20 protein-coding genes are annotated in these 24,388 nt (G+C 65.8%); 5 read left to right on the plus strand and 15 right to left on the minus strand.

The window, feature by feature from the left end; genetic code table 11:
* Window positions 1-213 precede the first annotated feature (213 nt).
* Window positions 214-2,124: a S8 family serine peptidase gene (locus O3300_RS08980; protein WP_305052736.1), complete on the plus strand. Its 1,911-nt coding sequence runs from the start codon at window positions 214-216 to the stop codon at window positions 2,122-2,124.
* A gap of 154 nt (window positions 2,125-2,278) precedes the next feature.
* On the plus strand, window positions 2,279-2,455 hold the full coding sequence (locus O3300_RS08985; protein ID WP_251351391.1) for a hypothetical protein: 177 nt from the start codon (window positions 2,279-2,281) through the stop codon (window positions 2,453-2,455).
* Between the two features lie 208 nt (window positions 2,456-2,663).
* Here the strand turns inward: O3300_RS08985 and O3300_RS08990 are convergent, their stop codons facing one another.
* The 12 genes from O3300_RS08990 to O3300_RS09045 all read right to left on the minus strand — a co-directional run bounded on the left by O3300_RS08990 (window position 2,664) and on the right by O3300_RS09045 (window position 15,539).
* The gene (locus O3300_RS08990) at window positions 2,664-3,806 is read right to left on the minus strand and encodes a PA0069 family radical SAM protein (RefSeq protein WP_305053143.1); all 1,143 of its coding nucleotides are present in this window, start codon (window positions 3,804-3,806) and stop codon (window positions 2,664-2,666) included.
* Window positions 3,807-3,934: 128 nt separating this feature from the next.
* On the minus strand, window positions 3,935-4,642 hold the full coding sequence (locus O3300_RS08995) for a tRNA-uridine aminocarboxypropyltransferase (protein WP_305052737.1): 708 nt from the start codon (window positions 4,640-4,642) through the stop codon (window positions 3,935-3,937).
* Between the two features lie 86 nt (window positions 4,643-4,728).
* Window positions 4,729-6,501 carry a methyl-accepting chemotaxis protein gene (locus tag O3300_RS09000; protein WP_305052738.1) on the minus strand — a complete coding sequence of 591 codons (1,773 nt, stop codon included), beginning with the start codon at window positions 6,499-6,501 and terminating at the stop codon, window positions 4,729-4,731.
* Between the two features lie 264 nt (window positions 6,502-6,765).
* The gene (locus tag O3300_RS09005; protein ID WP_305052739.1) at window positions 6,766-7,278 is read right to left on the minus strand and encodes a lipocalin family protein; all 513 of its coding nucleotides are present in this window, start codon (window positions 7,276-7,278) and stop codon (window positions 6,766-6,768) included.
* Between the two features lie 34 nt (window positions 7,279-7,312).
* Entirely contained in the window at window positions 7,313-8,113 is an 801-nt protein-coding gene (locus O3300_RS09010) for an ABC transporter substrate-binding protein (RefSeq protein ID WP_305052740.1), read from the minus strand.
* Window positions 8,114-8,146: 33 nt separating this feature from the next.
* Window positions 8,147-9,178 (minus strand): type VI secretion system protein TssA, encoded by a 1,032-nt coding sequence (gene tssA, locus O3300_RS09015; protein ID WP_305052741.1) that lies wholly within the window; start codon window positions 9,176-9,178, stop codon window positions 8,147-8,149.
* A gap of 20 nt (window positions 9,179-9,198) precedes the next feature.
* The gene (tssH, locus tag O3300_RS09020; protein ID WP_305052742.1) at window positions 9,199-11,841 is read right to left on the minus strand and encodes a type VI secretion system ATPase TssH; all 2,643 of its coding nucleotides are present in this window, start codon (window positions 11,839-11,841) and stop codon (window positions 9,199-9,201) included.
* On the minus strand, window positions 11,838-12,314 hold the full coding sequence (gene tssE / locus O3300_RS09025) for a type VI secretion system baseplate subunit TssE (RefSeq protein WP_305052743.1): 477 nt from the start codon (window positions 12,312-12,314) through the stop codon (window positions 11,838-11,840). The genes tssH and tssE overlap by 4 nt, the downstream gene beginning before the upstream one ends.
* Before the next feature lie 65 nt (window positions 12,315-12,379).
* Window positions 12,380-12,871, minus strand: a complete 492-nt coding sequence (locus O3300_RS09030) for a type VI secretion system tube protein Hcp (RefSeq protein WP_034750126.1) — start codon at window positions 12,869-12,871, stop codon at window positions 12,380-12,382.
* A 31-nt stretch (window positions 12,872-12,902) separates the two neighbouring features.
* Window positions 12,903-14,402, minus strand: a complete 1,500-nt coding sequence (tssC, locus tag O3300_RS09035) for a type VI secretion system contractile sheath large subunit (RefSeq protein ID WP_305052744.1) — start codon at window positions 14,400-14,402, stop codon at window positions 12,903-12,905.
* 1 nt (window position 14,403) lies between these two features.
* Window positions 14,404-14,913 carry a type VI secretion system contractile sheath small subunit gene (tssB, locus tag O3300_RS09040; protein WP_305052745.1) on the minus strand — a complete coding sequence of 170 codons (510 nt, stop codon included), beginning with the start codon at window positions 14,911-14,913 and terminating at the stop codon, window positions 14,404-14,406.
* Window positions 14,914-14,951: 38 nt separating this feature from the next.
* Entirely contained in the window at window positions 14,952-15,539 is a 588-nt protein-coding gene (locus O3300_RS09045) for a tetratricopeptide repeat protein (protein ID WP_305052746.1), read from the minus strand.
* A 278-nt stretch (window positions 15,540-15,817) separates the two neighbouring features.
* Here O3300_RS09045 and tssJ point away from each other — a divergent pair, with 278 nt between their 5' ends.
* From tssJ to icmH, 3 genes are read left to right on the plus strand one after another with little or no spacing between them, the layout of a single operon-like run.
* Window positions 15,818-16,417 (plus strand): type VI secretion system lipoprotein TssJ, encoded by a 600-nt coding sequence (gene tssJ / locus O3300_RS09050; RefSeq protein ID WP_305052747.1) that lies wholly within the window; start codon window positions 15,818-15,820, stop codon window positions 16,415-16,417.
* A 47-nt stretch (window positions 16,418-16,464) separates the two neighbouring features.
* Entirely contained in the window at window positions 16,465-17,835 is a 1,371-nt protein-coding gene (gene tssK / locus O3300_RS09055) for a type VI secretion system baseplate subunit TssK (RefSeq protein ID WP_305052748.1), read from the plus strand.
* Window positions 17,832-18,614 carry a type IVB secretion system protein IcmH/DotU gene (gene icmH, locus O3300_RS09060; protein ID WP_077407211.1) on the plus strand — a complete coding sequence of 261 codons (783 nt, stop codon included), beginning with the start codon at window positions 17,832-17,834 and terminating at the stop codon, window positions 18,612-18,614. The genes tssK and icmH overlap by 4 nt, the downstream gene beginning before the upstream one ends.
* Before the next feature lie 141 nt (window positions 18,615-18,755).
* Here the strand turns inward: icmH and O3300_RS09065 are convergent, their stop codons facing one another.
* Genes O3300_RS09065 through tssM form a run of 3 tightly spaced genes read right to left on the minus strand, consistent with a single transcriptional unit; the run spans window position 18,756 to window position 24,379 of the window.
* Window positions 18,756-19,541: an OmpA family protein gene (locus tag O3300_RS09065; RefSeq protein WP_305052749.1), complete on the minus strand. Its 786-nt coding sequence runs from the start codon at window positions 19,539-19,541 to the stop codon at window positions 18,756-18,758.
* A 9-nt stretch (window positions 19,542-19,550) separates the two neighbouring features.
* On the minus strand, window positions 19,551-20,531 hold the full coding sequence (tagF, locus tag O3300_RS09070; RefSeq protein WP_305052750.1) for a type VI secretion system-associated protein TagF: 981 nt from the start codon (window positions 20,529-20,531) through the stop codon (window positions 19,551-19,553).
* Window positions 20,528-24,379 (minus strand): type VI secretion system membrane subunit TssM, encoded by a 3,852-nt coding sequence (tssM, locus tag O3300_RS09075; RefSeq protein WP_305052751.1) that lies wholly within the window; start codon window positions 24,377-24,379, stop codon window positions 20,528-20,530. The genes tagF and tssM overlap by 4 nt, the downstream gene beginning before the upstream one ends.
* Window positions 24,380-24,388: the final 9 nt, after the last annotated feature.

Raw genomic sequence — 24,388 nt, forward strand, 5'->3', positions numbered from 1 at the left:
CCGCTCAACAAGGGTGGACGATATCCGCCAACATTATTGCAGCACGACAATGCAAATCCGCCCCATCCTTTAAAAATCAAGCACTTGGCCTTCTGGCACGTCCCTTGCTAAAGATCATGCTATCGGCGCTGGAGCAGCAGGCGCCGCAGCAGGCGGGCGGAGCACCTCAAGCGGTGCGCCGCCCGCCCTCCAGGACCCAGCAAGGAGCACCGCGTGCCGACGACCATGGAAGTATCCACCACCCACGACAGCCTGGCCAATCATGGCTTGCTGCACGGCCTGGCTGCCTTGCAGGATGGCAACACCGGCTGTGCCGACATCTGCATCGCCGTGCTCGACGGTCCCGTCGATACCAGCCACCCTTGCTTTGCCGGCGCCAGGCTGCAAACGCTCGACACACTCGCCACGGGTGCCAGCGGCAACGGCCGGGCATCGCAACACGGCACCCATGTCGCCAGCATCATCTTTGGCCAACCGGGCAGTCCCGTCACGGGCCTGGCTCCCCATTGTCGGGGCTTGATCCTGCCCATCTTTGCCGACCGCGCCGACGGCGCACTGACGCAATGCACGCAGCTCGACCTGGCCCGCGCCATCACCCAGGCCGTCGAGCACGGCGCGCACATCATCAATGTCAGCGGCGGCGAACTGTCCGACAGCGGCACCGCCGACGGCCTGCTGCAAAAAGCCATACAGCTATGCCATGAACGCAACGTCCTGCTGATCGCCGCGGCGGGCAACGACGGCTGCGATTGCCTGCATATTCCCGCCTCCATCAAATACACCTTGGTCGTCGGCGCACTGGACCGGCAAGGCGCGCCCATGCCCAACAGCAACTGGGGCGAAGCCTATCGCGCGCGCGGCATCATGGCGCCCGGCACCGACATCCTCGGCGCCGCGCCCGCAGGGCGCGTGCGGCTCAGCAGCGGCACCAGCTTTGCCACCCCGATCGTCTCGGCCATCGCAGCCTTGCTGCTATGCCGGCAACACCAACATGGGGATCGTCCTGACCCTCGTGGAGTTTGCAGCGCATTGCTGCAAAGCGCAACGCGTTGCAACACCAATGGCGAGCTGGACTGTCGCCGCCTCCTGACTGGGACATTGAATGTGCCGGGCGCCACTCAACTATTATTAAAAGGGAAAATTGAAATGTCAGACGATACTGTGATTGAAGCGAGCCCAGCCAATGCCGACACTTCCGCGCAGGCGCATCCGCTCAGCATTCCCATGCTGGAAACCCCCTCCCTGGCCAACCTTGCGGGCCCTTCCGGCGCGACGCGGCAAGGCATCGCCGCTTCCGGCATCGATGCCTCCGATTGCGGCTGCGGCGGCAGCGCCAAGGGCCCGACCCTGGTGTATGCGCTGGGCAACCTGGGCGTCGACTTCGGCAGCGAAGCGCGCCGCGATTCCTTCGTCCAGGCCATGCCATCGGACAGGAACAATCCGAGCGATCCGCAGCAATTGATCGAATTTCTGCGCGCAAAGCCATATTTCCGCCAATCGCTGACCTGGACCGTCAACCTGGACGCCACGCCGATTTACGCGGTCGTCCCCGTCGGTCCGTATGCCGACATGACCTATGAACTGCTGTTCGAGGCCTATGTCGGCACCATCGATGGCCTGGTCGTCATGAATTCGTTTCCCGGCGTAATCTCGGGCGCCGCCAGGCTGATGTCCGGCCAGGTCGTTCCCGTGATCCAGCCGGCCATCCGGGGCATGTTCAGCTGGAATGTGCCGCAGTTGATCGACAGCCTGATGGCGGTGCAGGACAGCCTGGACATCAACAGCAGCAACACGGGCGCGCGCCTGGAAAACTTCCTGAACCGCATCTATTACGACTTCCGCAACCTGGGCGTCACGGGCATGGACCGCGCGCTCAACTTCTCGGCCACGAATGCCATGCAAGCGGCGGAAATGCTGGCCAAGACCACGGGCATGCAGCTCGATACCATCGTCGTGCAACAGAGTCCCGTGTGCCGCCCGGGCTCCGAGTGCTACGACATCATCATGACCTTCTTCAACCCGGAAAACCTGCAGGTAGCCAACACGGTCGCCCGCTTCGCCGTCGACGTCAGCGATGTGATACCGGTCAGCGTCGGCGCAGTGCGCTACTGGTCGCAACGCTGACGTCAACAGCATTTGAATTGTCGGGGCTCGTGGGCGCAGCGATGCGTGCACGCGCTTCAGCATACGGTCGTTGGCGGGAAACGATCAGCACCGTACTTCGGTACGCACACCCATTGCCGTTGCCCGCGGCGGCGCCACCACAAGGAGTTTTAAAATGAACAATCTGCCATTGCAAGCCAAAGCCGTACAACGCAGCCCCAGCATCTCCGCCATCAGCCAGGGTGTCGCCCCTTCCAGCATTCCCTGCACCCTGTGCAAAGCGGCTTGCGGCGCCTTGAGCGGCACCGCACAGCAACTCTGCCTGATGGCTTGCAACGCCACCGTTTGCTGATCAAGCCAGCAAGATCGAGCCGTTCCGGCTAAGCCCGGCATGCCTGCGGGCGATGAGTTTCTCGTCGCCCGCTCCCCCTGCCGGCATCACCCACGACGGACGCAGGACGGCGATGCGACTCGCCACCAAGTCCGCCTGTTTCGCGCAGCGCGCATGCCTTTGCGCGTGCCCGTGTCAACGCACAAGCGCGCGCCCCGCACTGCTTGCGCTAAAACAAATCCAGCTGCCCCGCATTGCCTTTTTTTACTTTTGCGCACAGCGGCGGCACCACCAGCGGCCGGCGGAACTGCGTGCAATCGAGCTGCTTGAAGCGGCCGCCCTTGCCGTGCAAGCCCAGCCGGTGCACGGCCTTTTCAAAGCGCTGGCGGATGAGGTCAGCCCACACGCCTTCGCCCCGCATGCGCGTACCGAACGCGCTGTCGTAATCCTTGCCGCCACGCATTTCGCGCACCCGGTTCATCACGCGCTGGGCCCGTTCCGGGAAGTGCGCTTCCAGCCATTGCTGGAACAGCGGGCTCACTTCCCACGGCAGGCGCAGCACCACGTAATGGGCGTGGATGGCGCCCGCGTCGCGCACGGCTTCGAGCAGCTGCTCGATTTCCGGTTCCGTCACGAACGGGATGATGGGCGCGATGCTCACGCCCACGGGGATGCCCGCCTCCGTCAGGGTGCGGATGGTGCGCAGCCGCCGCGCCGGAGCAGCCGCGCGCGGCTCCAGGGTGCGCGCGATGGCCGGGTCGAGCGTGGTGACAGTGACGGCCACGGCCGCCAGGCGCCTGGCCGCCATCGGCGCCAGAATGTCGATATCGCGCTCGATCAGCGACGATTTCGTGATCAGCGCCACGGGGTGGTCGCACTCGTGCAGCACTTCCAGCACGCGCCGCGTCAGTTGCCGTTCGCGCTCGCACGGCTGATACGCATCCGTGTTCACGCCCAGGGCGATCGGTTCGGGCACATAGGAGGGCTTGGCCAGTTCGCGGCGCAAGAGTTCGGGGGCGTTCACCTTGGCATAGATGCGGCTTTCGAAGTCCAGGCCCGGCGACAGGCCCAGATAGCTGTGCGTGGGGCGGGCAAAGCAATAAATGCAGCCGTGTTCGCAACCCCGATACGGATTCAAGGAAACATTGAACGGCAAGTCGGGCGAAGCGTTGCGCGTGAGAATGGTGCGCGCCTGCTCGTCGCTGACCTGCGTCTTCCAGGTGGGAGGCGCCGCCTCCCCGGCCGCCTCATCCAGGCCGCCCACGCCCCAGCCATCATCGAAACCGCCGCGCGCGTGCACCTCGTAGCGCCCTTGCAGGTTCGACACGGCGCCGCGGCCCTTGTGGGCTTTCAGCGATTGCGGCGGCAACATGGCTTGCCCGGCGAAGCTGTCATCGTGCTCTGGAATGATTGCTTTCATGAACGGCCCCATCAACTGTATATACGTACAGTATACTATGCCGCTGCGCGGGCAAGATCAAGGGCTGGCGTGATGCCGTTTCAAGCTTTTTCACCGTGCGGCATGACATAGCTCAACTGCTGTGCGACAAAGCCGTCAAATGCCGCGATCAGGGGAACGAAGCGGGCCGCGTCCTGCTCCAACTGCATCAGGGCATAGCACGTCGCTTCCAGGGTCGATAACTGGTCTGGCGCGTGCGCCTTGCGGATCAGGTAATGGGAAGCGGGCGTGTCGCGCAGGGGCAGGCGCGGCAGCTGTTGCAACGGGGGATTCAGATACAGCATCTTGCGGCTCTTGCGCCAGGTGGCGTCCAGCACCACCAGCCGCACGCGGGCAAGATCGAGCAAGCTGGCAGGGTCGAGCGCCGGCGGCGGGGCGATGCCCAGCGAACGGTCGCCGGGCGTCTCCGGGTACAGCAGCACATTGTGCTTGTCAGCCAGCAATTCGGCGAGCGTATCGGGGGCAAACTGCTCGCCCGTCAGCATGCGGCTGTTCGGCAGGCTCAAGTGCAGCAGGCGGGCACTGCCCTTGGCATTGTGCACTTCCAGCGGATGCTGCAGAATCAGCACTTCCACCGCGTGGGAAACGGGGGCGATCCAGCGGCAGATGCAGCTGGAGACGGCGCGCAGGCAGGCTGGGCAGCGCGCGCGTTTGGCCGGTTCAGCCAGGGAAGACGATGCAGCGCCAGGACTGGCGGGATGGCTGGCGGGATGATTTGAGCTAGGGCTGGAGGTACGGCGGGTGGTCATGGCGGAGCGCGTTCGCGGCTGTCTTCAAGCCGCGATTGTAGCGCCCGCGCCATGCCAAGGGGGAAACTGCGCTTAAGAATCCGTGCTTAAAACTCTTCCCATTCGTCGGCGCCGGAGGCCACCGGCGTCTTCGGCGTGCGTGCGCGCACCGCGTCCGCTTGCGCCGCCTTGTCCGGCGAGGTCGCAGTCACGGTGGGTGCTGGCGCGCGGGATGCTGGCGCGCGTCGCATGGCGGGCTGCGTGGCGGGCCGCGTGGCAGCCGCTACTGGCGCAGGCGCCGTCACGGACGGGCTGCTACGGGCGGCAGCATATTGCTGCGTGGCATCGAGCTTGAACACGCCCACGACCTCGGCCAGCCTGGCCGCCTGTTCCTGCATGGATTCGGCCGCCGCGGCTGCTTCTTCCACCAGGGCCGCGTTTTGCTGCGTCACCTGGTCCATCTGGCCGATGGCCTGGTTGACTTGTTCGATGCCGGCGCGCTGTTCATCGCTGGCGTCGGTGATCTGGTTCATGATCTGCGTCACGTGGCTGATGCTTTGCACGATCTCGTCCATGGTGCGGCCCGCCTTGTCCACCAGTTGCGAACCGGCCTCGACCTTTTGCACGGAATCGTCGATCAAGCCCTTGATTTCCTTGGCTGCCGCGCTGGAACGCTGCGCCAGGTTGCGCACTTCGGAGGCCACGACGGCAAAGCCGCGGCCCTGTTCACCGGCCCTGGCCGCTTCCACGGCCGCGTTCAGGGCCAGGATATTCGTCTGGAAGGCGATGGCGTCGATGACGCTGATGATGTCGACAATCTTGCGCGAGGAATCGTTGATCGAGCCCATGGTGCTGACCACTTCCGACACCACCACGCCGCCCTTGCTGGCGATCTGCGAGGCGTCGATGGCCAGCTGGTTGGCGCTGCGCGCATTGTCCGCATTGAGTTTCACGGTGGAGGTCAGCTCTTCCATGGACGACGCCGTCTCTTCCAGCGAGCTGGCCTGCTCTTCCGTGCGTGACGACAAGTCCAGGTTGCCGGCGGCAATTTCGCTCGACGCCGTGCTGATCGATTCGGTACCGGCGCGCACCTGGCCCACGATACTCACCAGTTTATCGTTCATGTTTTTCAGCGCATGCATCAATTGCCCCGTCTCGTCGCGGCTTTCCACGACGATATGGCTGGTCAGGTCGCCAGCGGAAACGGCTTCCGCCACCTCGACGGCACGCGTGATGGGACGCGTGATCGAGCGCGTGATCCAGTAGGCGCAGGCGATACCCAGCAAGATGGCCACCACGCCCAGCGAGATCAGCAGCATGCGGCCATTTTCGTAGCGCGAACGGATTTGCGCGGCCGTTTCATCGAGCAATTTGGCTTCCAGCAATTCCAGCTTCTTCAGCGACGCCAGGTAGATGTCGCGCTTGACGGCCATGTCGCCTTCGTACAGGCGCTTGCCCAGTTCCAGGTCGCCCACATTCTTGGCCTTGAACACATTCTTGCGCACTTCCGTGTAGGCCTTGCGCGTGCTTAATACTTCCTGGTACAGCGCCTGCTCGTCCGTGTTCAGCTCGCTCTTGCCGATATCGTTCTGGATTTCCGTGGCGCGTGCAGACGAGACCGCCATTTCCTGTTCAAACTGCTTCTGGTGTTCGGGATCGCTGACTTTCCAGGCGGCCGCCGTGCGCGCCGCGTTGACCTCGATGACCTTGGTCCACTCGGCGATCAGGCGCTCATTGCGCACCTTGACGTTGACGAGCGCATCGGTTTCCTTGCTGGCGCTTTGCATCTGCACGATGCCCACCACGGTCAGGCTGGTCAACAGGAACAGGACGGCGGCAAAACCGCCACCGAGACGTACGCCGATTTTGAGGTTTTTCATTGCGTGATTCCTATCTGAAGAAAACGATGCACAGACGCCACGAAACCGACCTACTGCTACGTACCAATATAGCAGGCATCTGCCGTGCGGCAATCACGAGCGGTGGCGCAACGCGAACGTCGCCACCGGAATGGCAGCGCGCCGCAGCGCACTACTTTGGAGCAGATTGTGAGTGAATCAGAGTGGTATTGCAAGAAATAACATGCAGAAAAGCAACAACCAGAAGGCGCTATGCCGCCACGAACGGGCGGCAGGCAAGCAAGGTCAGTTTTGCTTCACATAGATCAATTTTGACGTGTCAAAACCCAGGCTGCCGGCTTTCTCGATCAGGCGCTGCTGCAGGGCAGGGTCCATGGTGGGCGTGCGCGACAACAGCCAGAAGTACGACTTGTCCGGGCCGCTGATCATGGAATAGCTGTAATTTTGCTGGTCGAGGTCGAAGACGATGTAGGAACCATAGAAGGGGCCGAAAAACGACACTTTCAGGTAGCCCACGTCTTTCTTGTCCACGAAATACGCCTTGCCTTCCGCTTCCTTCCACTTCGCATCCGCATCCTTGTAGCCGCGGTTGAGCACTTTCAGGCCGCCATCCTGGCGCAGGCTGTAATCGGCCGTCACCTGGCTCAGGCCCCGCTCGAACGAGTGGTCGAGGCGCGCGATCTCATACCATTTGCCCAGATAGCGGGTCGTGTCGAAGTGACCAACAGGCACAATATTGTCGGGGCGGCCCACGCAGCCGGCCAGCACGAGCACACTCAGAAACAACAATTTTTTCATGGTCTTCTCCATCGGGTGAATCAGGGTGGCAGCGTCAGGGTTGCAATGCGCGGTCGACGATGCGGCGGATCGCGCCGCTATTTTGCATGCGCACGATGGCCGCATTGAATTGTGCGATAAAGTCATCGCGATACGGGTAGGCGGCAGGCCGCTGCGCCGTAAAACCAAGGTGGCCTTGCTGGCTGGCCAGCTGCGCCGTTTCCTCGATTGCCTGCATCGGCGTGCCCGGCGGCCCTTCGCGCCGGATGCGCTGCAATTCCCACTGCGCCGACAGGCGGTCACTGACATAGCAATCGATGCGTCCGCGCATCAGCTTGAGCAAATTCGTGCGCGTGCCCTTGGCGGGATCGAGCACGATTTTTTCAGCGCGCAAGGACGCCATCAACCCCGCGTCGCCCGGCAGGAAACCCGCGTTCACGCCGATGTGCAGGCCGCCGTAATCGGCGGGCCATTGCCGCAGCTTGCGCCTGGCCAGCACGTCCTGGTTGCACAGCACCACCAGCTGCTCCATCAGCAGCGGCACGGAATAGCGCACATACGGCCGCTCGCTGCGCCAGGAATACGGCGGATACAGGGCAAACGCCTCGCCCGTCTGCAGCATCAGCAAGCCCCGTTTCCAGGGCACGGGACGCAGCTGCACCGCATACTGCGGCATCGATTGCGCCGCTTCGCGCACGATCTCCGTATAAATACCTTTCAGCTGGCCGTTTTCAACGTAGGAGTACGGCGGATAGTCGTCGTCGCCGTAAATCACCAGCGGCACCGCAGTGCCGGCCCGCGCGCCGGCGGCGATGAACAGGCATAGCGCGGCAGGCAAGATGAGCATTCTGGACATGCCCGAAGATTAGCATGGAAGGGGTCAGCGCCATCACCCGTTTGCACTGTTCGTGCCCAGCATGTCATCGAGCTGCGCCAGGGTGTTGGCATCCTTCACGACGGCGCGCAGCCACAGGTGCAGCGGCAGCTCGCCCCAGCTGGCGGCCTTCTCGGCCAGGTAGGCGACGGGGCTGTGCGGCTCCGTGCGGCGGAAGAAATCGGCCACCTGGCGCAGCTGGGCCAGCGCCTGCTGGCGCTGCACGATGGCGCCGCCGCCCTCGCCGGCGGCCTGGCCGGCGGCGGCCGGGGCACCGATAAAATCCGCGCCAGGCGACAGCGGCGCGATGAAATGAATGGCGTTTTCCAGCGCTTCGCGCGCGGCGCGGAAACTCGGGCCGTCGGCGCCGAAACGCGCATCGACGCTGCGCTCGAACGCCAGCAGCGACTGCATGCAGTACTGCGCATCGGCCAGCAAGCCGTCGGAAAAGGCGCGCGTGTTCAGCTGACGCGCCGCCTCCATCTGCGCCAAGGTTGCCCCTTCGTCGTGGCGCGCGTCGCCCCAGCCCTGCTCGGCCGCACCCTGCGCTACGCCGGCGGCCGCGCGCTGGCGCGCCGCATCGAAGTCCTGCAGCGCATACAGGCCGTCGGCGCCCTCGGTCAGCGGGATCTCGCGCAGCAGTTGCGGCGTGCGCGACAGCAGCCAGAAGACATTGCCGATGCGCTGTTCCTGGTCGCCCTCTTCCGCCGGCGGATACAGGCCATCCCAGTAACGTTCGCACAGGCCGGCCAGCAGCGCGTAGCCATCGCCCAGGCCACGGAAGTGGCGCGTCTTCGCGTGCGCCTCGGCCAGCCACACGGCCATGCGCAAATCCTTGCTGCGCGCCGCGATCAGCTGTTCGCAGCGCGTCGCCACGAAGGGCCAGTCGGCTTCCTTCAGCGCCGTCACCCACTCGCCCTGGTCCAGGCTCGGGTCGTCGTGCTGGCGCGCTCGCGCGATGGCGTCGAGCTCCTGGCTGAAGGTGAGGTCGTCGCCGCAGGGACTGACGGCGCTGACGGGGTGCAGCAACTGCTCCAGATTGAACATGGCGCTCTCCGGAAGGTGGATTATCGGATCGTGTACTTGAACTGCCCCTGCTTGTTCGCGCTGACGCGTATCGACGCGACCGGCTCGCCCGCGGCCATGCGCGCCAGCACCGCTTCGGCGATCGCCGGCAGCAGGCTGCCATTGAGTATCTGGTCGACATTGCGCGCGCCCGAATCGACCTCGGTGCAGCGCGCCAGCACGGCGTCGACCAGGCCCGCGTCATGGCTGAACTGCGCCTGGTGGTTGCGCGCGATGCGCGCGCCGATGCGCGCCAGCTTCAGGGCGATGATCTCGGCCAGCACCGCGTCGTTCAGGGGATAGAAGGGCAGCACCTTCAGGCGCCCCAGCAAGGCCGGCTTGAAGTGCGCCACCAGCTGCGGTCGTACCAATTCTTCCAGCGCGGCCGGCGTGGGCAAGTCCTGTGACGCCCGGTTCAGGCAGGCGGCCATCATCGCGCCCGACCCCAGGTTCGAGGTGGCGATGATGATGGTGTTGCGAAAATCGACTTCGCGCCCTTCCGCATCGTCGAGCACGCCCTTGTCGAACACCTGGAAGAACAGTTCCAGCACGTCGGGATGGGCCTTTTCCGCCTCGTCGAGCAGCACCACGCTGTAGGGCTGGCGCCGCACGGCTTCCGTCAGCACGCCGCCTTCGCCATAGCCGACATAGCCGGGCGGCGAGCCTTTCAGGCCGGCCACGCTGTGCGCTTCCTGGTATTCGCTCATGTTGATGCTGATGAGCTTGCGCTCGCCGCCATACAGCAAGTCGGCCAGCGCCAGCGCGGTTTCCGTCTTGCCCGTGCCGGACGGCCCCGTGAACAGGAACACGGCTTGCGGCTTGTCCGGGTCGTCCAGGCTGGCGCGCGCCGTGCGCACGCGCTGCGCCACGGCCTCGATGACGTGGTCCTGTCCCAGCACCCGTTCGCGCAGCGCGCCGTCCAGGGTCAGCACCGTGCGGATGTCGTCCTTGAGCATTTTCCCCAGCGGGATGCCGGTCCAGGCGGCGACGATGCCGGCCACCACCTGCGCATCGACTTCCAGCGGCGACAGCGGCGCGTCGCCCTGCAGGGCCGCCAGCTCGTCCTTCAGCGCCAGCAGGCGCGCCGCGCCGATCTCGCCCGGCCGCTCGCCGCGCAGCTGCGCGCGCAGCTCGCCGATCTGCGCCACCAGCGCCTTTTCGCGCTCCCAGCGCTGCGCCAGCGCCGCGACCGCCGCCTGCCCGTCGTCATGCTCGCGCCGCAGCTGCGCCAGGCGCGCGGCGCCGGCTTTGCCGGGCACTTCGCCATCGGCCGCCTCGCGGGCCAGGGCGGCGATTTCAGCGCCGACGCGTTCCTGGCGCCGGTGCGCGTTTTCCAGCTGCGCCGGCGTGGCGCGCTGGCCCAGCGCCACCTTGGCGCACGCCGTATCGAGCACGCCGATGGCCTTGTCGGGCAGCTGGCGCCCGCTGATGTAGCGGTGCGACAGGCGCACCGCCTCGACGATGGCCGCGTCGCGCACGCGGATGCCGAAATGGCGCTCCATCAGCGGCGCCATGGCGCGCAGCATGGCGCAGGCGATGTCTTCGCTGGGTTCTTCCACCTTCACCACCTGGAAGCGCCGCGCCAGCGCCGCATCCTTTTCAAAATACTTCTTGTACTCGCTCCAGGTGGTGGCGGCGATGGTGCGCAGGGCGCCGCGCGCCAGCGCCGGCTTGAGCAGGTTGGCCGCATCGTTCTGCCCCGCCTGGCCGCCGGCGCCGATCATCGTATGCGCCTCGTCGATGAAGAGGATGACCGGATGCGGGCTTTTCGTCACCTCGTCGATAACATTTTTTAAACGGCTTTCGAATTCTCCCTTCACGCTGGCGCCGGCCTGCAGCAAGCCCATGTCGAGCGCGTGGATATGCGCGCCCTGCAGCACCTCGGGCACGTCGCCGGCGGCGATGCGCAAGGCCAGGCCTTCCACCACGGCCGTCTTGCCCACGCCCGCCTCGCCCGTCAAAATAGGATTGTTCTGGCGCCGGCGCAGCAGGATGTCGACGGCCTGGCGTATCTCCGCTTCGCGGCCGATCACGGGATCGAGCTTGCCGTCGCGCGCCAGCTGCGTCAGGTCGGTGGTGAACTGGTCCAGCGCCGGGGTTTTGCTGGCCAGGCTAGCAACAGGATCGTCGCCGGTGTCGGAAAGCCGCGGCACGCCAGCGCTTTCCTCCTCGCCGGAGCCGGCCGTCAGCTTGTCCGGATGGTGCTTCAATTGCTCCACGCTGAAGCGGGCGAACAGCTTCGAGCCGCGGTACGCGAGCTGCGACAGTTCCGGCTCCGTCAGCAGCGCCAACAGCAGATGGCGGCTGCGGATAGGACCCGGCTGCGCCGTGTCCAGCGAGGCGATCAGCCAGGCGTGTTCGAACAGCAGCGGCAAGTGGGGCGAAAACACGGGCGTGCGCGCGCTGCCCGTGCGGAAGCCGCCGATTTCGCGGCGCAGGTCCGCCTCCAGCGCCGTCAGGCTGATTTCGCTGCGCCGCGCGATGGTGACGAAATCGCTGCGCTCCTGCTCCAGCAGCGCCAGGAACAGGTGTTCGATATCGACTTCATACTGGCCCAGTCCCACGCAGATGGCGGCGGCGCGGGTGGCGGCCGTGCGCGCCGTGTCATTCAGCTTGGCGATCAGGGTTTTCAAGTTGTTGCTCATGCGGCGGCTCCCTTGCGGTTGATCGAATAGCGCAGCGACGACGGCTGCAGCACGGCGTCGAAATTGACCGTCTCGCCACCGGACCTCACGGCCAGGGTGCCGCTGATGACGAAGCCGACCCGGTTGATGGCGCCCGCTTCCCGTTCCAGGCGGGCGCGCACATTGCGCAGGCGCGGCTCGTGGCGTTCGATGGCGGCCTTCAGCGCGGCGCAGATGCGGGCGCGGTCGTCGCTGCTCGACAAACACATGCCGGCGAAATCGATCAAGCCATAGTTGACGATGGACGCCGCACATTCCGGATAGGCGTCGAGCGCGCCGGGCGGCAGGGCCACGCGTGTATTGAGCAGCTCTTCCAGGTCGCGCGCCACCGCATCCTTCAATTGTTCCAGCGACAGGCGCGGCGCCACGCCGGCCGCCGCCGCACCGCCATCGCCCATCAGGCGGTCGAACAGGCCAGGTACATAACTGTCCATGCGCTCTCCTGAAAAGTCGGCGCGGCGCAGGCGCAGGTGGCCGCCGCGCGCCGCGCGAGGATGGATCAAGCCACGCGGTTCGCGGCCAGGTCCCAGCCGCCCGAGGTATTGCCGCCGGCGCCGCCCGTCACTTTTTGCTGCGTGTATTTCCACTTCACTTTCGAGAACTTGAAGCCGACGTGTTCACCGAGGATGTCGCCCTCTTCCACGTTCGGCGTGACGGCGCCGATCAGCACATTCTCGATTTCGATTTCAAAGTACTTGACGCGCTCGCCCTGGCCGTCGGCGCGCATGAATTCGAAGCGCGCCTTGGGGATGGTCTTGCCGGCCGAGCAGGTCTGCAGCAGCACCGGCGAGGCCAGGTCGGCCAGCTTGGAAATGACGATGTCCTTGTGCTCGCAGCGTTCGGCCGTGTGGCCGCCGCCCGTCGACGCGGTGGCGGACTTCGGCTGCTCGACGCTCCAGCTGACCGATTTGCACTCGATCCAGTCCTTGTGCTTGTCATCGGTGGACTCGCCCTTGATGCCGTCTATCTGCAGATATACATCGATTGCCATGGTGTGCTCCTGTGGTTGAAAGAGAGGTGGATCAGGAATTGGTCGACTTCGGCAACTCCGCGACCAGTCGGAGCGAAACGGATAATTCATCGAGCTGGAAGTGCGGCCGCAGGAAGGACACGGCGCGGTACACGCCGGGCCGGCCCGGCACTTCATGCACCTGCACGGACGCTTCGCGCAGGGGGAACTGCGCCTTCTGTTCCTGGCTGGCGTTATCGTCGAGCAGCACGTACTGCATCAGCCAGCGGTTCAAAAAATCCTCCACGTTGGAGGCGGCGGCAAAGCTGCCGATCTTGTCGCGCATCATGGCCTTCATGTAATGGGCGATGCGCGAGACGGCAAAGATGTACTGCAGCTGCGACGACAGCACCGCGTTCGCATTGGCCGCGTCGCTGTTGTACTTGCGGCTTTTCTGCGCCGACTGCGCGCCGAAGAACGCCGCGTACGCCGTGTTCTTGCAGTGCACCAGCGAGATGAAACCCAGGTCGCTCAATTCCTTTTCGCGGCGGTCGGTGATCGCCACTTCGGCCGGGCATTTCAGGGCCACGTCGCCCTCGTCCGTCTTGAAGGTGTGGGTCGGCAGGTCGTCCACCAGGCCGCCGCCCTCCACGCCGCGGATGGCGGCGCACCAGCCGTAGTCGGCAAAGGCGCGCGTCAGCTTGCAGCCGAACGCATACGCGGCGTTACACCACAGGTATTTGTGGTGGTCGCTGCCGTCGACTTCCTCGACAAAATTGAAACCTTCCACCGTGGTGCCGTCGACGGGATTGAACGGCAACCGGCCCAGGAAGCGGGGCAAGGTCAGGCCGACATAGCGCGCATCCTCGGATTCGCGGAAGGCTTTCCATTTCGCGTACTCGATGGTGTCGAACACCTTGGCCAGGTCGCGCGGCTTGCCCAGGTCGCCGTAGCTTTCCAGGCCAAACAGTTCCGGCGCGGCCGAAGCGATGAACGGCGCATGGGCGGCGGCGGCGATGTGCGACATCTGTTCGACGAAATACATGTCTTCCGGCTGGCGCGAGATGGCGAAGTCGCCCAGCAGCGCGGCGAACGGCGCGCCGCCGAAGGTGCCGAATTCCTCTTCATACACCTTCTTGAACATGCTGCTCTGGTCGAACTCCAGCGCGGCCTGGAAATCCTTCACCAGTTCGCGCTTGGTGGCGTTGAACATGCGGATCTGCAGGCGCGTGCCCGTATCGGAATTGCCGACCAGGTAGCGCAGCCCCGTCCAGCTTTGTTCGAGCTGCTGGAACGGCGCCGCGTGCATGATTTCGCTGAGCTGGGCGGAGATCAGGCGGTCGATTTCCGCCACGCGCGCATCCAGCGTGGCCGACAGGCTGCTGGACATCAGCACCGTGCCGTCGAGCACCTGCGCCACCAGTTCCGAGATCAGGTCGCGCGCGCGCGCATGTTCGGCGCCGGACTTGGCGACGCGGCTTTGCTCGACGATCTGGTCCAGCAAGTCGGTGGCGGCCGGCGCATCGTGTGCGGATACAGCGAGGGATTCTGGGGCTTCTGCCTGGGCGCTCATCTCAATCCTCCTGCGCTGGGAACTGCGGTTTCAGGGTGGCCAGGCTGTCCGTGTTGTTCAGCACTTCCGTCAGCAAGTCTTCCAGCTTGTCGTTGCCGGCCAGCTTGTTGCGCAGGTCTGCCAGCTTGGTGCGCGCCTCGAGCAGCTTGCGCAAGGGGGCGACCTGGCGCACCACCGATTCCGGGCGGAAGTCGTCCATCGAGCGGAAGTGCAGATCGACGGCGAACGTGCCGCCCTCCTCGCCGAGGCGGTTCGGCACGGCGAAACGGGCCACCGGTTCCACGCCGGCCAGCACTTCGTCGAAGTTGTCGCGGTCGAGGGCGACGAACTTCCGGTCCTTCAGGCGTTTTTTTTCGCTGTCCGGATTGCCTCCAAAGTCGCCCAGCACGCCGACCACGAAGGGCAGCTCCTTGTTTTCAATCGCGTCGCCGATTTCGACGTCGTAGGTCATTTGCACGCGCGGCGCGCGTATCTGCTTCAGGCGTTTTTGCACGCTGTCGGACTTGGGCATGTCGCTTCCTTTACTCAGGGGATGGTGGGAATGCCGGCTTATTTCAGGCCGCTGAACGGGTCGGCCGTGCTGCCTTGCGCCGCGCCCTTCGCCGCCGGCGTGCCGGAACCGGCGGTGCGCTTGCCGGCCGCCGGCGGACGCTTGGCCGGCGGCACCAGCACGTCTTCGCCGATGCTCGCGCGCAGCAGCTTGGCCAGGTCCTGCGCTTCCGAGCGCAGCGAGCCATTCAGATTGTTTTGCCGCGACAGGTCGGCCAGCGCCTTGCCGGACAGGCGCAAGCCGCTGACGGCGACGATGCTGTTGGCGACCTTGTCGTCCGGATCGCGCTCCAGCGCTTCGAGCGCATGGCCGATGGCGTCGCCGTACTGGCCGCGGTCGAACTTCATTTGCGCCATTTGCAGCCACGGCGCCTTGTCGGCCGGGTAGCTGCTGCCGCCGCCCTTGAGCAAGGTCATGGCCCGTTCGTACTGGCCGGCGCGCGCCGCCGCATCGGCGTCGCTCATCACTTGCGCCAGGGTCGGCGCGGCAGGTTTCTTCGGCGCCGGCTGGTCCGGCGAGGCGCAGGCGGCCAGCAGCAAGGCGCTGGCGAGGCAGGCAATACGGGGCAACACGGTGGCTGGCTTCATCGGGGCATTCCTTCACGTGGAGGACGCTACCGCTGGGAAAGATGGGCGGCGCCTTGGTGGAGGCCATTATTGATCGCCAATTTTTTTGCCAGATTGAGATTAATCAGCAAAGAAGAAGTTCCACATCACAGCCGCGTACAGCGACATGAAACCTGATCTGGCGCAGTAATTGTCTTGATCGCTGACCGATTTTGCGCCAGCGCAAGCGGGTCGCCCCTGCATGCGTTTAAATGACTGCAGCACATTTATTTCCATTCCTCACTTTGCAAAGAGCAGCCATGCCATTTGACGCCCCGCTCCGCCGCCTGGCCCGCACCACCGCGCTACTGCTGCTGGCGTTGCCGCTGGCCGGCTGCGCGGGCGGCGCCATCGGCACCCTGGCCAACGCGGCGCTGCAGATGGCCGGCGCGGCCAAGCCGCCGCCCGAACTGCCCGACGCGCAAAAGCCGCCGCGCAACGTCAGCATCCGCCTGCATGCGGCGCAGCGCCTCAACACGGATGCCGACGGCCGGCCGCTGGCGCTGGTGGCGCGCATCTACAAGCTGCGCCAGAGCGCTGCCTTCGAGCAGGCGCCGTACGACAGCTTCCTCGACACGCAGCGCGAAAAGATGGCGCTGGGCGCCGACCTGATGGAAGTGAAGGAAGTGCTGCTGGTGCCGGGCCAGCGCTACGAGGTGCAGGAAAAAGTCAGCAAGGAAGCGTATTTCATCGGCGTCGTGGCCCTGTTCCGCGCGCCTGCGGCGCAGCGCTGGCGCGCCACCTTTGCCGCCGCCGACGCGGAACGCGGCGGCATCACCGTCGGCCTGCACGCCTGCGCGCTCAGCGTGGCCGGCATGGACGGCGGCACGGCGCCGCTGTCCACCCTGCGCTGCCGCTAACGCAGTAACGGCGGCAGCGGCACGCCACACATTCAAGGAGAAACGCAATGGGCATGGCAGCGAAAATCTTGTGGGGAGAGGGCCTGTTCCTGCGGCCGCAGCATTTCCAGCGCCAGGATCAATATCACGAAGCGCGCCTGCATCACACGGCCAGCGCGCTGCATCCCTACCTGTGGGGCGTGGCGCACATGGAGTGGGACCTGGCGGCGCTGAAGACGGGCACCTTGCGCCTGCAAGCCCTGTCGGCGATCTTCCGCGACGGCGAAGTGTTCGAGGCGCTGGGCGACGGCGCAACGGGCAGCGATACCCTGCCGCCGCCCGTGGACCTGGAAGCGCTGCCGCCGGCGGTGCAGGAAGTGACGTATTACGCGGCGCTGCCCATCCTCAATGGCGAAGGCATGAATTACACGGCGCAGGCGTCAACGGCGGGCACGCCGGCGGCCACGCGCTTTGCGCACGCGCTGCGCGCCACGCCCGACCTGTTCACGGAGTCCGCCGTGGCCGACGTGGCTTACCTGAAGAAGACCGTGCGCCTGATTCCCGACAGCGAGGCGCGCGGCTCCTACGACTGCCTGCCGCTGATCGCCCTGCGGCGCACGGTGTCGGGCGGCTTCGAGCCCGTGCCCTCGTTCATGGCGCCCAGCCTGGCGATCGCCGGCGCGCCGCGCCTGCGGGGCGTGCTGGAACACCTGCTCGACGCCTTGCAGGCGAAAGTGAGCGCGCTGCACGGCCACCACCGCGAACCGAGCCGCAACGTGATCGAATTCCGCTCCGGCGACGTGTCCTCGTTCTGGCTGCTGCACACGGTCAGCACGGCCGCCGCCGCGCTGATGCATTACGTGCGCCATCCGGCCCTGCATCCGGAGCGCCTGTACGAAGCGCTGCTGGGCCTGGCGGGCGGCCTGCTCAGCTACTCCAAGCATTACACGCTGGCCAGCCTGCCCGCCTACGACCACGCGCAGCCGGGCGCCTGCTTCGACGCCATCGACGGCATCATCCGCGAACTGCTCGACACCGTCATTTCGTCGAAGTATTTTTCCATCGCCCTGCTGGAAGAACAACCGTCGTACTACCTGGGCAAGCTCGATTCGGGCAAGATCGACCAGCACACCACCTTGTACCTGGCGATCCGCGCCGCCATGCCGGCCATCGAACTGGTGGAAGTGGTGCCGCTGCGCGTGAAGGTGGGCGCGCCCGACGACGTGGAAAAATGCGTGCTCACGGCCATGCCCGGCTTGAAACTGTCGCATGCGCCGCAAGTGCCGGCCGCCATCCCCGTGCGGCCCGACACCTATTATTTTGCGATCGAAAACCGCGGCGCGCTGTACGAGCAGATGCTCAAGGCGCAATCGATTTCCGTGTACGTGCCGGCCGGCATACGCGACCTGCAGCTGGAACTGATCGCGGTGACGGCATGAGCCAGCTCATCGAACGGCGCGCGGCGCCTTCCCTGCTGGGACCACGCGGCCCCGCCCCTGCCGGCGCCCGCCATGCCGGCAGCGCCCTGCTGGACCTGATGCATGAAGGCTTTTACATGCTGTTCATGCTGAAGCACGGTTCGGCGCCCGGCGACGAGCAAGGCTTCATGGACCGCATCACGGCCTTCCTCGACGACTTCGAACGCGAGGCGAAAAAGATCCGCGCCGACGGCGACGATATCGAGGCGGCCAAATATGCGTTCTGCGCGGCCGTCGATGAAATCATCCTGGCCTCGCCCTTCACGCTGCGCAAGCAGTGGGAGCGGCGCCCGCTGCAGCTGCTGATCTTCGGCGACCAGCTGGCCGGCGAACATTTTTTCGACCGCCTCGACGCCCTGCGCGGCAAGGGCGCCATGCGCGTGCAGGCGCTGCAAGTCTTCCATATGTGCCTGTTGCTGGGATTCCAGGGCAAGTATGCGATCGACGGCGGCGAAAAACTCAGCTACCTGACGGCGCGCCTGGGCGATGAAATCGCCCACATCAAGGGCAAGAGCCGCGGCTTCGCGCCGCGCGCGGAACGCCCCGACCAGGTGGTCAACAAACGCGGCAGCGATGTGCCGCTGTGGGCGCTGTCGAGCTTTTTCGCCCTGCTGGCCATCTGCGCCTACCTGGGCCTGAAAACACATCTGACGCGCGGCACGCAAACGACCCTGGCCGCGTATGCGGACCTGGTCAAGCTGGCGCCGCGCCCCGCGCACCTGACAATCACCCTGCCCTGAACACCTCACAGAACCTACTGCGCGTCGAGATTTGCGGCCTGCGATGCTCAATGACTCGGCGTCCCCGTGCATTCGCACACCTGCGCTTCTCGGCCACAACTCTCATCCGCTCGCTACGGTTCTGTGAGGTGTCAAGCCAATCTATTGCGCAATACGGAACTCGATGCGCCGGTTTCTCGCCCGGCCATCGGCCGTGGCGTTGCTGGCCACGGGGCGATCCGGCCCCTGGCCCGACACCAGCACCGAATCGGCGACGACGCCCTTGCCGGCCAGGTAGGCGCGCACGGCTTCGGCGCGCGCCTGGCTCAGGGCCACATTGCTGGCGCGCAGGCCCGTGTCGTCCGTGTGGCCGATCACCTCCACCTTGCGGCCCCGCAGCCTGAGCATGGCGGCCGCCATCTCGTCGAGGATGGCCAGGCCGGCCGGCGTGATGGACGCCTTGCCGCTGTCGAATTCGATGATGCGCTTGTCCAGCGCCGCATCGAGCAAGCCTTGCTCGGCCTCGGCTGCCTTGACCCGCAAGCCATTGTTGACGATGTAAGTGGGATTGAGGCTGGTGGCGATGTCGCTGGCGATCTGCTGGCGCTGCGCCTCGTTCGCCACTTCGCCGCGCACGCTGACGTTGTTGCCGTCGATGCTGATCTGTCCCCGTGAAATGAGCTTCAGGTTCGGCGCGATCAGCTTTTGCACGTAGCCGTTCCAGTTGGCCGGCACGGCCACGTTGCCGATGGCGATCTGGTCGACCACGCGCTCGGCGCCATACAGTTCGCGCAGGCGGGCCAGCACGGCCGCCTTGCCCGCCTCGTCGGCCAGGGTGCCCGTGACGAGGATCTGCCCCGGCATCGGCGTCTGGGGCGCTTGCGCCTGGGCGTGGCAAGAGGGGGCGGCAAGCAGCAGCGGCAGCAGGAAAATGACGGGAGATTTCATCGCAATCCTTCAGGCAAAGGTATCGGCAAACATGGCGCAGGCCGAGCGCAGCGACAGCTGCTCCTGCTGCAGGCAGGCGGAAAACCGGCGCAGCGCCGCATCGTGTCCCAGCTGCTCCTCGACCCAGTCGAGCTGGTCGAAGACGATCAGCCGTTCGCAGCCGGCCTGCGGATCGATCAGCGCGCGCAAGCCGTGCGGATCGGCGCCGCAAAAGCCGATCACCAGCACGGGCGCCTCGTCGAGGTGGGAAAAGAACAGCGCCAGTTCGAAGTCGGCCTGGCGCAGGAAGGGCGCGATCAGATGCAGCCAGAAGCTGGCCACCAGTTCGCGCAGCTGCGCGTCCTGCGGCAACGGCAGCACCAGGCTTTTCTCCAGGCGCGGCAAGCCGCTCTGGCGCACGGGCCGCAGCAGCAGGCCCAGGCCCAGCAGCAATTCGCGCACCGTCACGGGAAACGCGGGCGAAGCCAGCATCGCCTGCAGGCCATGCAGCGTCTGCGCCTGCAAAAAGGCGGCCAGGCGCGCCGCGTGGCGTGGCGCGGCCGGTTCGATGTCGACCACGTTGCCGGCCAGCGCCAGCAGGGCCGGCAACGGTTCGGCGCTGGCCACGATGCCTTGCGACAGCTGCTCCACGCGCTGCCACAGGGGCGCCAGCACCAGCGGGCTGCAGGCGACAAAGGCTTCCGCGTCATCGACTTCCAGCGCGCCCATGGCCATGAAGGGAAAGCGCCGCAGCGACTGGTCGCTGCTCGCTTCCAGGCGCCCGGCGATGGCGCGCCGGCTGCGCGTGCCGACGAAGGCAAAGCGCAGCGGCGGCAAGGCGTCGTAATTGAGCTTCCAGCGCGGCTCCACCGTCAGGGCATTCATCACCTGCGCCAGCCAGTCGTCGAGCAGCTGCACCAGCGCGTGATTGTCGCAAGCCTTGATGAAATCGCCGCGCGCGGGGATCTTGCCAAAATAGCCGAGGCGTACCTGCTGTTGCGCGCGCATCATGGCGCCACTCCCGCTGCCACTGCAGCAACGGCCGGAGCGGCGGCCATCGCCGGCGCGGGCGCGGTAGAAGCGCCGGGCGTGCCGACGATGGTCTCGGGCAGCTGCATGCCGCGAAAACCCTGCTCCTGCAGCGCCGCAGTCCCGCCCGCGCCGGCGCCCGCCGCCTCGGCGCTGCTGGTGATTTTCAGGTCGACCGCCACGGCCACCTCGCCGCGCGCCCAGCGCAGTTCGAACACGCCGCCATCCTTGCGCTTCTTGGCCGCCGCATCGATCATGCGCTTCAAGCCGAACTGGCCCGGCTCATTGAACAGTTCCACCGTGCGCCCGTCGAAGGTGACGGCCGTGATGCGCGCCCCCTGCCCACCCGCCGCGCCCTGCGGGCCCGGATGCACCATGTTCGTCCACTGCGCCGGGGTGTTGCGGTAGCGTAGCTGCTGGCCGTCGATCTCCACCGTGTATTCCAGCGTGCCCGGCGCGGGCGACGGCTGGATCTGGAAGACGGTTTGCGCCGCCGTCGAGGTGGCCACCACGCCGCCCGCGCCCAGCGGCGCGATCCAGCCGGGAAAACGCGCCACCACCTGCGGCGACAGGCTGATGCCCATGTCGGCCCAGGTGCGCGGCGCCAGCACGTCGCCGCGCCGCACCACCAGCGGTCCCATGGACGTCGTGACGAATTTCGCCACCAGGCCTTCCGGGCCGAAGAACTGGCCGATCTCCAGGTTGCTCGCCTCGATGCGCGCCGTGGGCGCGAACGGATATTTGTTCGCCAGCGATTTCTGGAACGGCTCATACACTTGCGCCGCCCAGGTCTTGTTGATATCGAGTTCGGCCGGCGCGACGATGACGGCAAAGGTCTGCATCAGCGGGCGCACGAGGATGGGGCGGATCGCCTGCTTTTGCGCGTCGCTCATCCCCGTGAGCAGCTGCTCGTCGACCAGTTTCAGGGCGTCGGCCAGTTCGGAACCGCTGCCTTCCAGGGTCTGCTGCATGAACTGGCGCGCGCCCGGCCCGGGATCGCCCTGGTTCTTCAGCTGGTTCAAGCGGCTGCGCAGTTTCGACAGCGCTTCCAGGTAGGCGCGCATCAGGGACGCATTGTTGTCCCTGGCCGCCACCAGCTTGCCCACGCCGGCAAATTCGCGGCCCACGGGGCCCATGGGCTTGTCCAGGCGGGCCGGGTCGAGCTGCGCATTGAGACCGGGACTGGACGTCAGCGGCGACGGCGCGCGGCGCAGCACGGTTTCCTTGAACCAGGCGACGATGCCTCGCTCGGCCTTGCGCAACTGGGCATTTTGCAGCGCCGGGTTGTCCCACGAGGTTTCCTCGTAAATCGTCGTCAGCAGTCTGGCGACCGGCGACGACTGCGGGTCGCCCAGGCGGTTCATCGCCTGCACGGCGCCGTCGAAGCCTTTCAGGTCGGCGACGGCGACGCCCTGCACGAATTTTTGCCACTCGCGCGCGTAATCGGCCTTGTACATGGCCACCAGGTTTTTCTCGATCTGCTCCGGACTGCCTTCCAGGGTCAGGTCGTCGGTGGAAGCGCTTTTCAGCACCCAGTCGGCGCTTTGCAGCTCGCGGTTGGCGGCGTCGCGAAACGCGCCCTCGACGAACTTTTCCCACGCCTGGCGCGTAAAGGCGCCGGAGACGGCGTAACTGCCCGCCAGCAGCGACTGATCCTGTTCGCCGACGATGCGCGCCACCGTCATGCCGGGAAAGCGCGTCGAGGCGCGCGCCTTGACGTCCGCATACACGCGCTCGCGCGCCGGCATGCCGCGCACCACGCGGCGCAGGTTTTCGCGCGCCTGGTCGACCAGCGCCAGCTTTTGCTCGATGCGCGGCCAGGACGGGTCGCCGACCTGCGCCAGGTAAAACGTCAGCAGCCGTTCGGCGCTGCGTATCATCTGTTCGCGCGGCATGGCGCCCCGGTTGCCCTCCAGCCAGCCGCGCCAGAAGCGCGTCAGCTGGTCGTTCAGGTGGCTGCTTTCCGCATGCGATTTATCGGCCAGCATCAGATAGGTTTTCAGCGCATTGTAGGCATCTTCCACGTTCGTCGCGCTGGCCGCCTGGTACTGCACGCTGCGCGGCGCGGCGGAAGGCGTGACGGAAGCGGCGGCCGGCGTTTGCGGCGTGCGCGCCGTGGGCTGCAACTGGTCCGCGCTGGCGTTCATTTCAAACAGCAGCGCTTCCAGCGCGCCCGCCACGGGGGTGAGCATGACCTGGCGCGCGCCGGAAAAGTACTCTTCGCGCAGCTTGCGTTCGAGCAAATCTCCCTGGTACAGGCCCAGGCGCAAGGACCAGGGCCGTTGCGTGCGGTACGCTTCCAGCTGCTCGATGCGGTCCTGCAAGATCTCCAGCGCTTCCAGGCGCGACTGCAAGTCCAGGCGCCGCTCCTGCAGCTTCACCACTTTGTTCAGATCGGCCTCGACGTTGGCCACCAGTTGCCGGTTGCCCAGGTAGGACCAGCTCCAGCCGCCCAGGCAGGCGCCCAGCGACACCGTGGCGGCAAAGAACACGGCATATTTGAAACGCAGCCTGGCGCGGTTGGCATAGTTGGCCACCAAGTGCTTGTCGGCAAAAATCACCTTGCGGAACAGCTCCAGCAGGAAATAGCCATGCTGGCGCGCACCCGATGGCACGGTGGCCGGGGCCGGCGCGAAAGCCAGGTCGAAGCGGCGCGCCACCTGCTGCGAGGAAGCACTGACGGGCTCGCCCTCCTGCAGCGCGCTGGTAAAGTAAAAGCCGCGGAACACGGGCTGGAACTGGAACGGGTTTTCCTCGAACAGGGTGGCGATGAAGGCGCGCAGGGCCGGCTTGATGGCGGCGAATTCGAGCGGAAAGGTGAAGACGCCGGGCGCCATCGTCTTGCGTTGCCGGTGCGCCATGTTGGCCAGGCTCAGCTCCGTCAAGCCGTCGTGCAATTCATCGAAACCCTGGTCGAAGAACGCCAGCAAGTCGGCCGTCGGCAGCTTGCGCTGGTAGGGCATGGTGGCGCCCCAGACGCGCTCGCGCTCGCTGCGTTCGGCATCCGCGAAAAACTCCGTGAAGCCGGCGATCAAGTCCGCCTTGGTAAACACGATGTACAGGGGCGCGAACACTTCCAGGCGTTCGATGACGTCCTGCACGCGCTTGCGCAGGCTGCGTGCCAGTTGCATGCCGACATCGGGGTCGCCGCGCAGTTCGGCGATGCTGACGGCGATGAGGATGCCGTTGATGGGCGCCTTGCGCCGGTATTTTTTCAGCAGGTCGAGAAAGCCGAACCACTCGCCGCGGTGCTCGTCGACGACGGAGTAGCGTCCCGCCGTGTCGAGCACGATGCCGTCCGTGGTGAAAAACCAGTCGCAGTTGCGCGTGCCGCCCACGCCTTGCACGATCTTGCCGTCGGCGAAGGGAAATTGCAGTCCCGAATGCAGGATGGCGCTGCTCTTGCCGGCGGCCGGATTGCCGATGATCATGTACCACGGCAATTCATACAGGGCGGCGGCGCCCGACTTGATGCCCAGCTTGGACGTCTTGATGGTTTCGATGGCGGCCAGCATGCCCGTGCGCACGGCGCCCAGTTCGCCCTGCTGCGTGCTGCTGGCTGTCGACGCCGAGGCCGCTTGCGCGGCGGCGATCTCGGCCTCGTTGAGGATGGCCTGGCCCAGCGCCTGCGCATCGCGCCGCGCGCGGCGCCGGCGCCACAGCCACAGGCCCAGCCAGGTGACAAAGGCCAGCAACAGCAAGGCCAGCGCCCAGATCAGCGCCACTTCCAGCACTTCGGCGCCCAGGTACAGGAACACGGCCAGCGCCACGAAGCCAAGGATGGTCAGATTGCGGCTGTCGGTGAGGAAATGCCAGATTCGTCGCAGCATGATGAGCCC

The organism is Janthinobacterium sp. SUN206 (assembly GCF_030587305.1).
In the GTDB taxonomy this organism is placed as follows: Bacteria; Pseudomonadota; Gammaproteobacteria; order Burkholderiales; family Burkholderiaceae_D; genus Janthinobacterium; species Janthinobacterium kumbetense.

What these genes read in the sequence shown, in the direction of transcription:
- O3300_RS08985 (WP_251351391.1), top strand. Translation starts at nt 2,279, where the DNA reads ATGAACAATCTGCCATTGCAAGCCAAAGCCGTACAACGCAGCCCCAGC.
- O3300_RS08990 (WP_305053143.1), bottom strand. Translation starts at nt 3,806, where the DNA reads ATGTTGCCGCCGCAATCGCTGAAAGCCCACAAGGGCCGCGGCGCCGTG.
- O3300_RS08995 (WP_305052737.1), bottom strand. Translation starts at nt 4,642, where the DNA reads ATGACCACCCGCCGTACCTCCAGCCCTAGCTCAAATCATCCCGCCAGC.
- O3300_RS09000 (WP_305052738.1), bottom strand. Translation starts at nt 6,501, where the DNA reads ATGAAAAACCTCAAAATCGGCGTACGTCTCGGTGGCGGTTTTGCCGCC.
- O3300_RS09005 (WP_305052739.1), bottom strand. Translation starts at nt 7,278, where the DNA reads ATGAAAAAATTGTTGTTTCTGAGTGTGCTCGTGCTGGCCGGCTGCGTG.
- O3300_RS09010 (WP_305052740.1), bottom strand. Translation starts at nt 8,113, where the DNA reads ATGTCCAGAATGCTCATCTTGCCTGCCGCGCTATGCCTGTTCATCGCC.
- tssA (WP_305052741.1), bottom strand. Translation starts at nt 9,178, where the DNA reads ATGTTCAATCTGGAGCAGTTGCTGCACCCCGTCAGCGCCGTCAGTCCC.
- tssH (WP_305052742.1), bottom strand. Translation starts at nt 11,841, where the DNA reads ATGAGCAACAACTTGAAAACCCTGATCGCCAAGCTGAATGACACGGCG.
- tssE (WP_305052743.1), bottom strand. Translation starts at nt 12,314, where the DNA reads ATGGACAGTTATGTACCTGGCCTGTTCGACCGCCTGATGGGCGATGGC.
- O3300_RS09030 (WP_034750126.1), bottom strand. Translation starts at nt 12,871, where the DNA reads ATGGCAATCGATGTATATCTGCAGATAGACGGCATCAAGGGCGAGTCC.
- tssC (WP_305052744.1), bottom strand. Translation starts at nt 14,402, where the DNA reads ATGAGCGCCCAGGCAGAAGCCCCAGAATCCCTCGCTGTATCCGCACAC.
- tssB (WP_305052745.1), bottom strand. Translation starts at nt 14,913, where the DNA reads ATGCCCAAGTCCGACAGCGTGCAAAAACGCCTGAAGCAGATACGCGCG.
- O3300_RS09045 (WP_305052746.1), bottom strand. Translation starts at nt 15,539, where the DNA reads ATGAAGCCAGCCACCGTGTTGCCCCGTATTGCCTGCCTCGCCAGCGCC.
- tssJ (WP_305052747.1), top strand. Translation starts at nt 15,818, where the DNA reads ATGCCATTTGACGCCCCGCTCCGCCGCCTGGCCCGCACCACCGCGCTA.
- tssK (WP_305052748.1), top strand. Translation starts at nt 16,465, where the DNA reads ATGGGCATGGCAGCGAAAATCTTGTGGGGAGAGGGCCTGTTCCTGCGG.
- icmH (WP_077407211.1), top strand. Translation starts at nt 17,832, where the DNA reads ATGAGCCAGCTCATCGAACGGCGCGCGGCGCCTTCCCTGCTGGGACCA.
- O3300_RS09065 (WP_305052749.1), bottom strand. Translation starts at nt 19,541, where the DNA reads ATGAAATCTCCCGTCATTTTCCTGCTGCCGCTGCTGCTTGCCGCCCCC.
- tagF (WP_305052750.1), bottom strand. Translation starts at nt 20,531, where the DNA reads ATGATGCGCGCGCAACAGCAGGTACGCCTCGGCTATTTTGGCAAGATC.
- tssM (WP_305052751.1), bottom strand. Translation starts at nt 24,379, where the DNA reads ATGCTGCGACGAATCTGGCATTTCCTCACCGACAGCCGCAATCTGACC.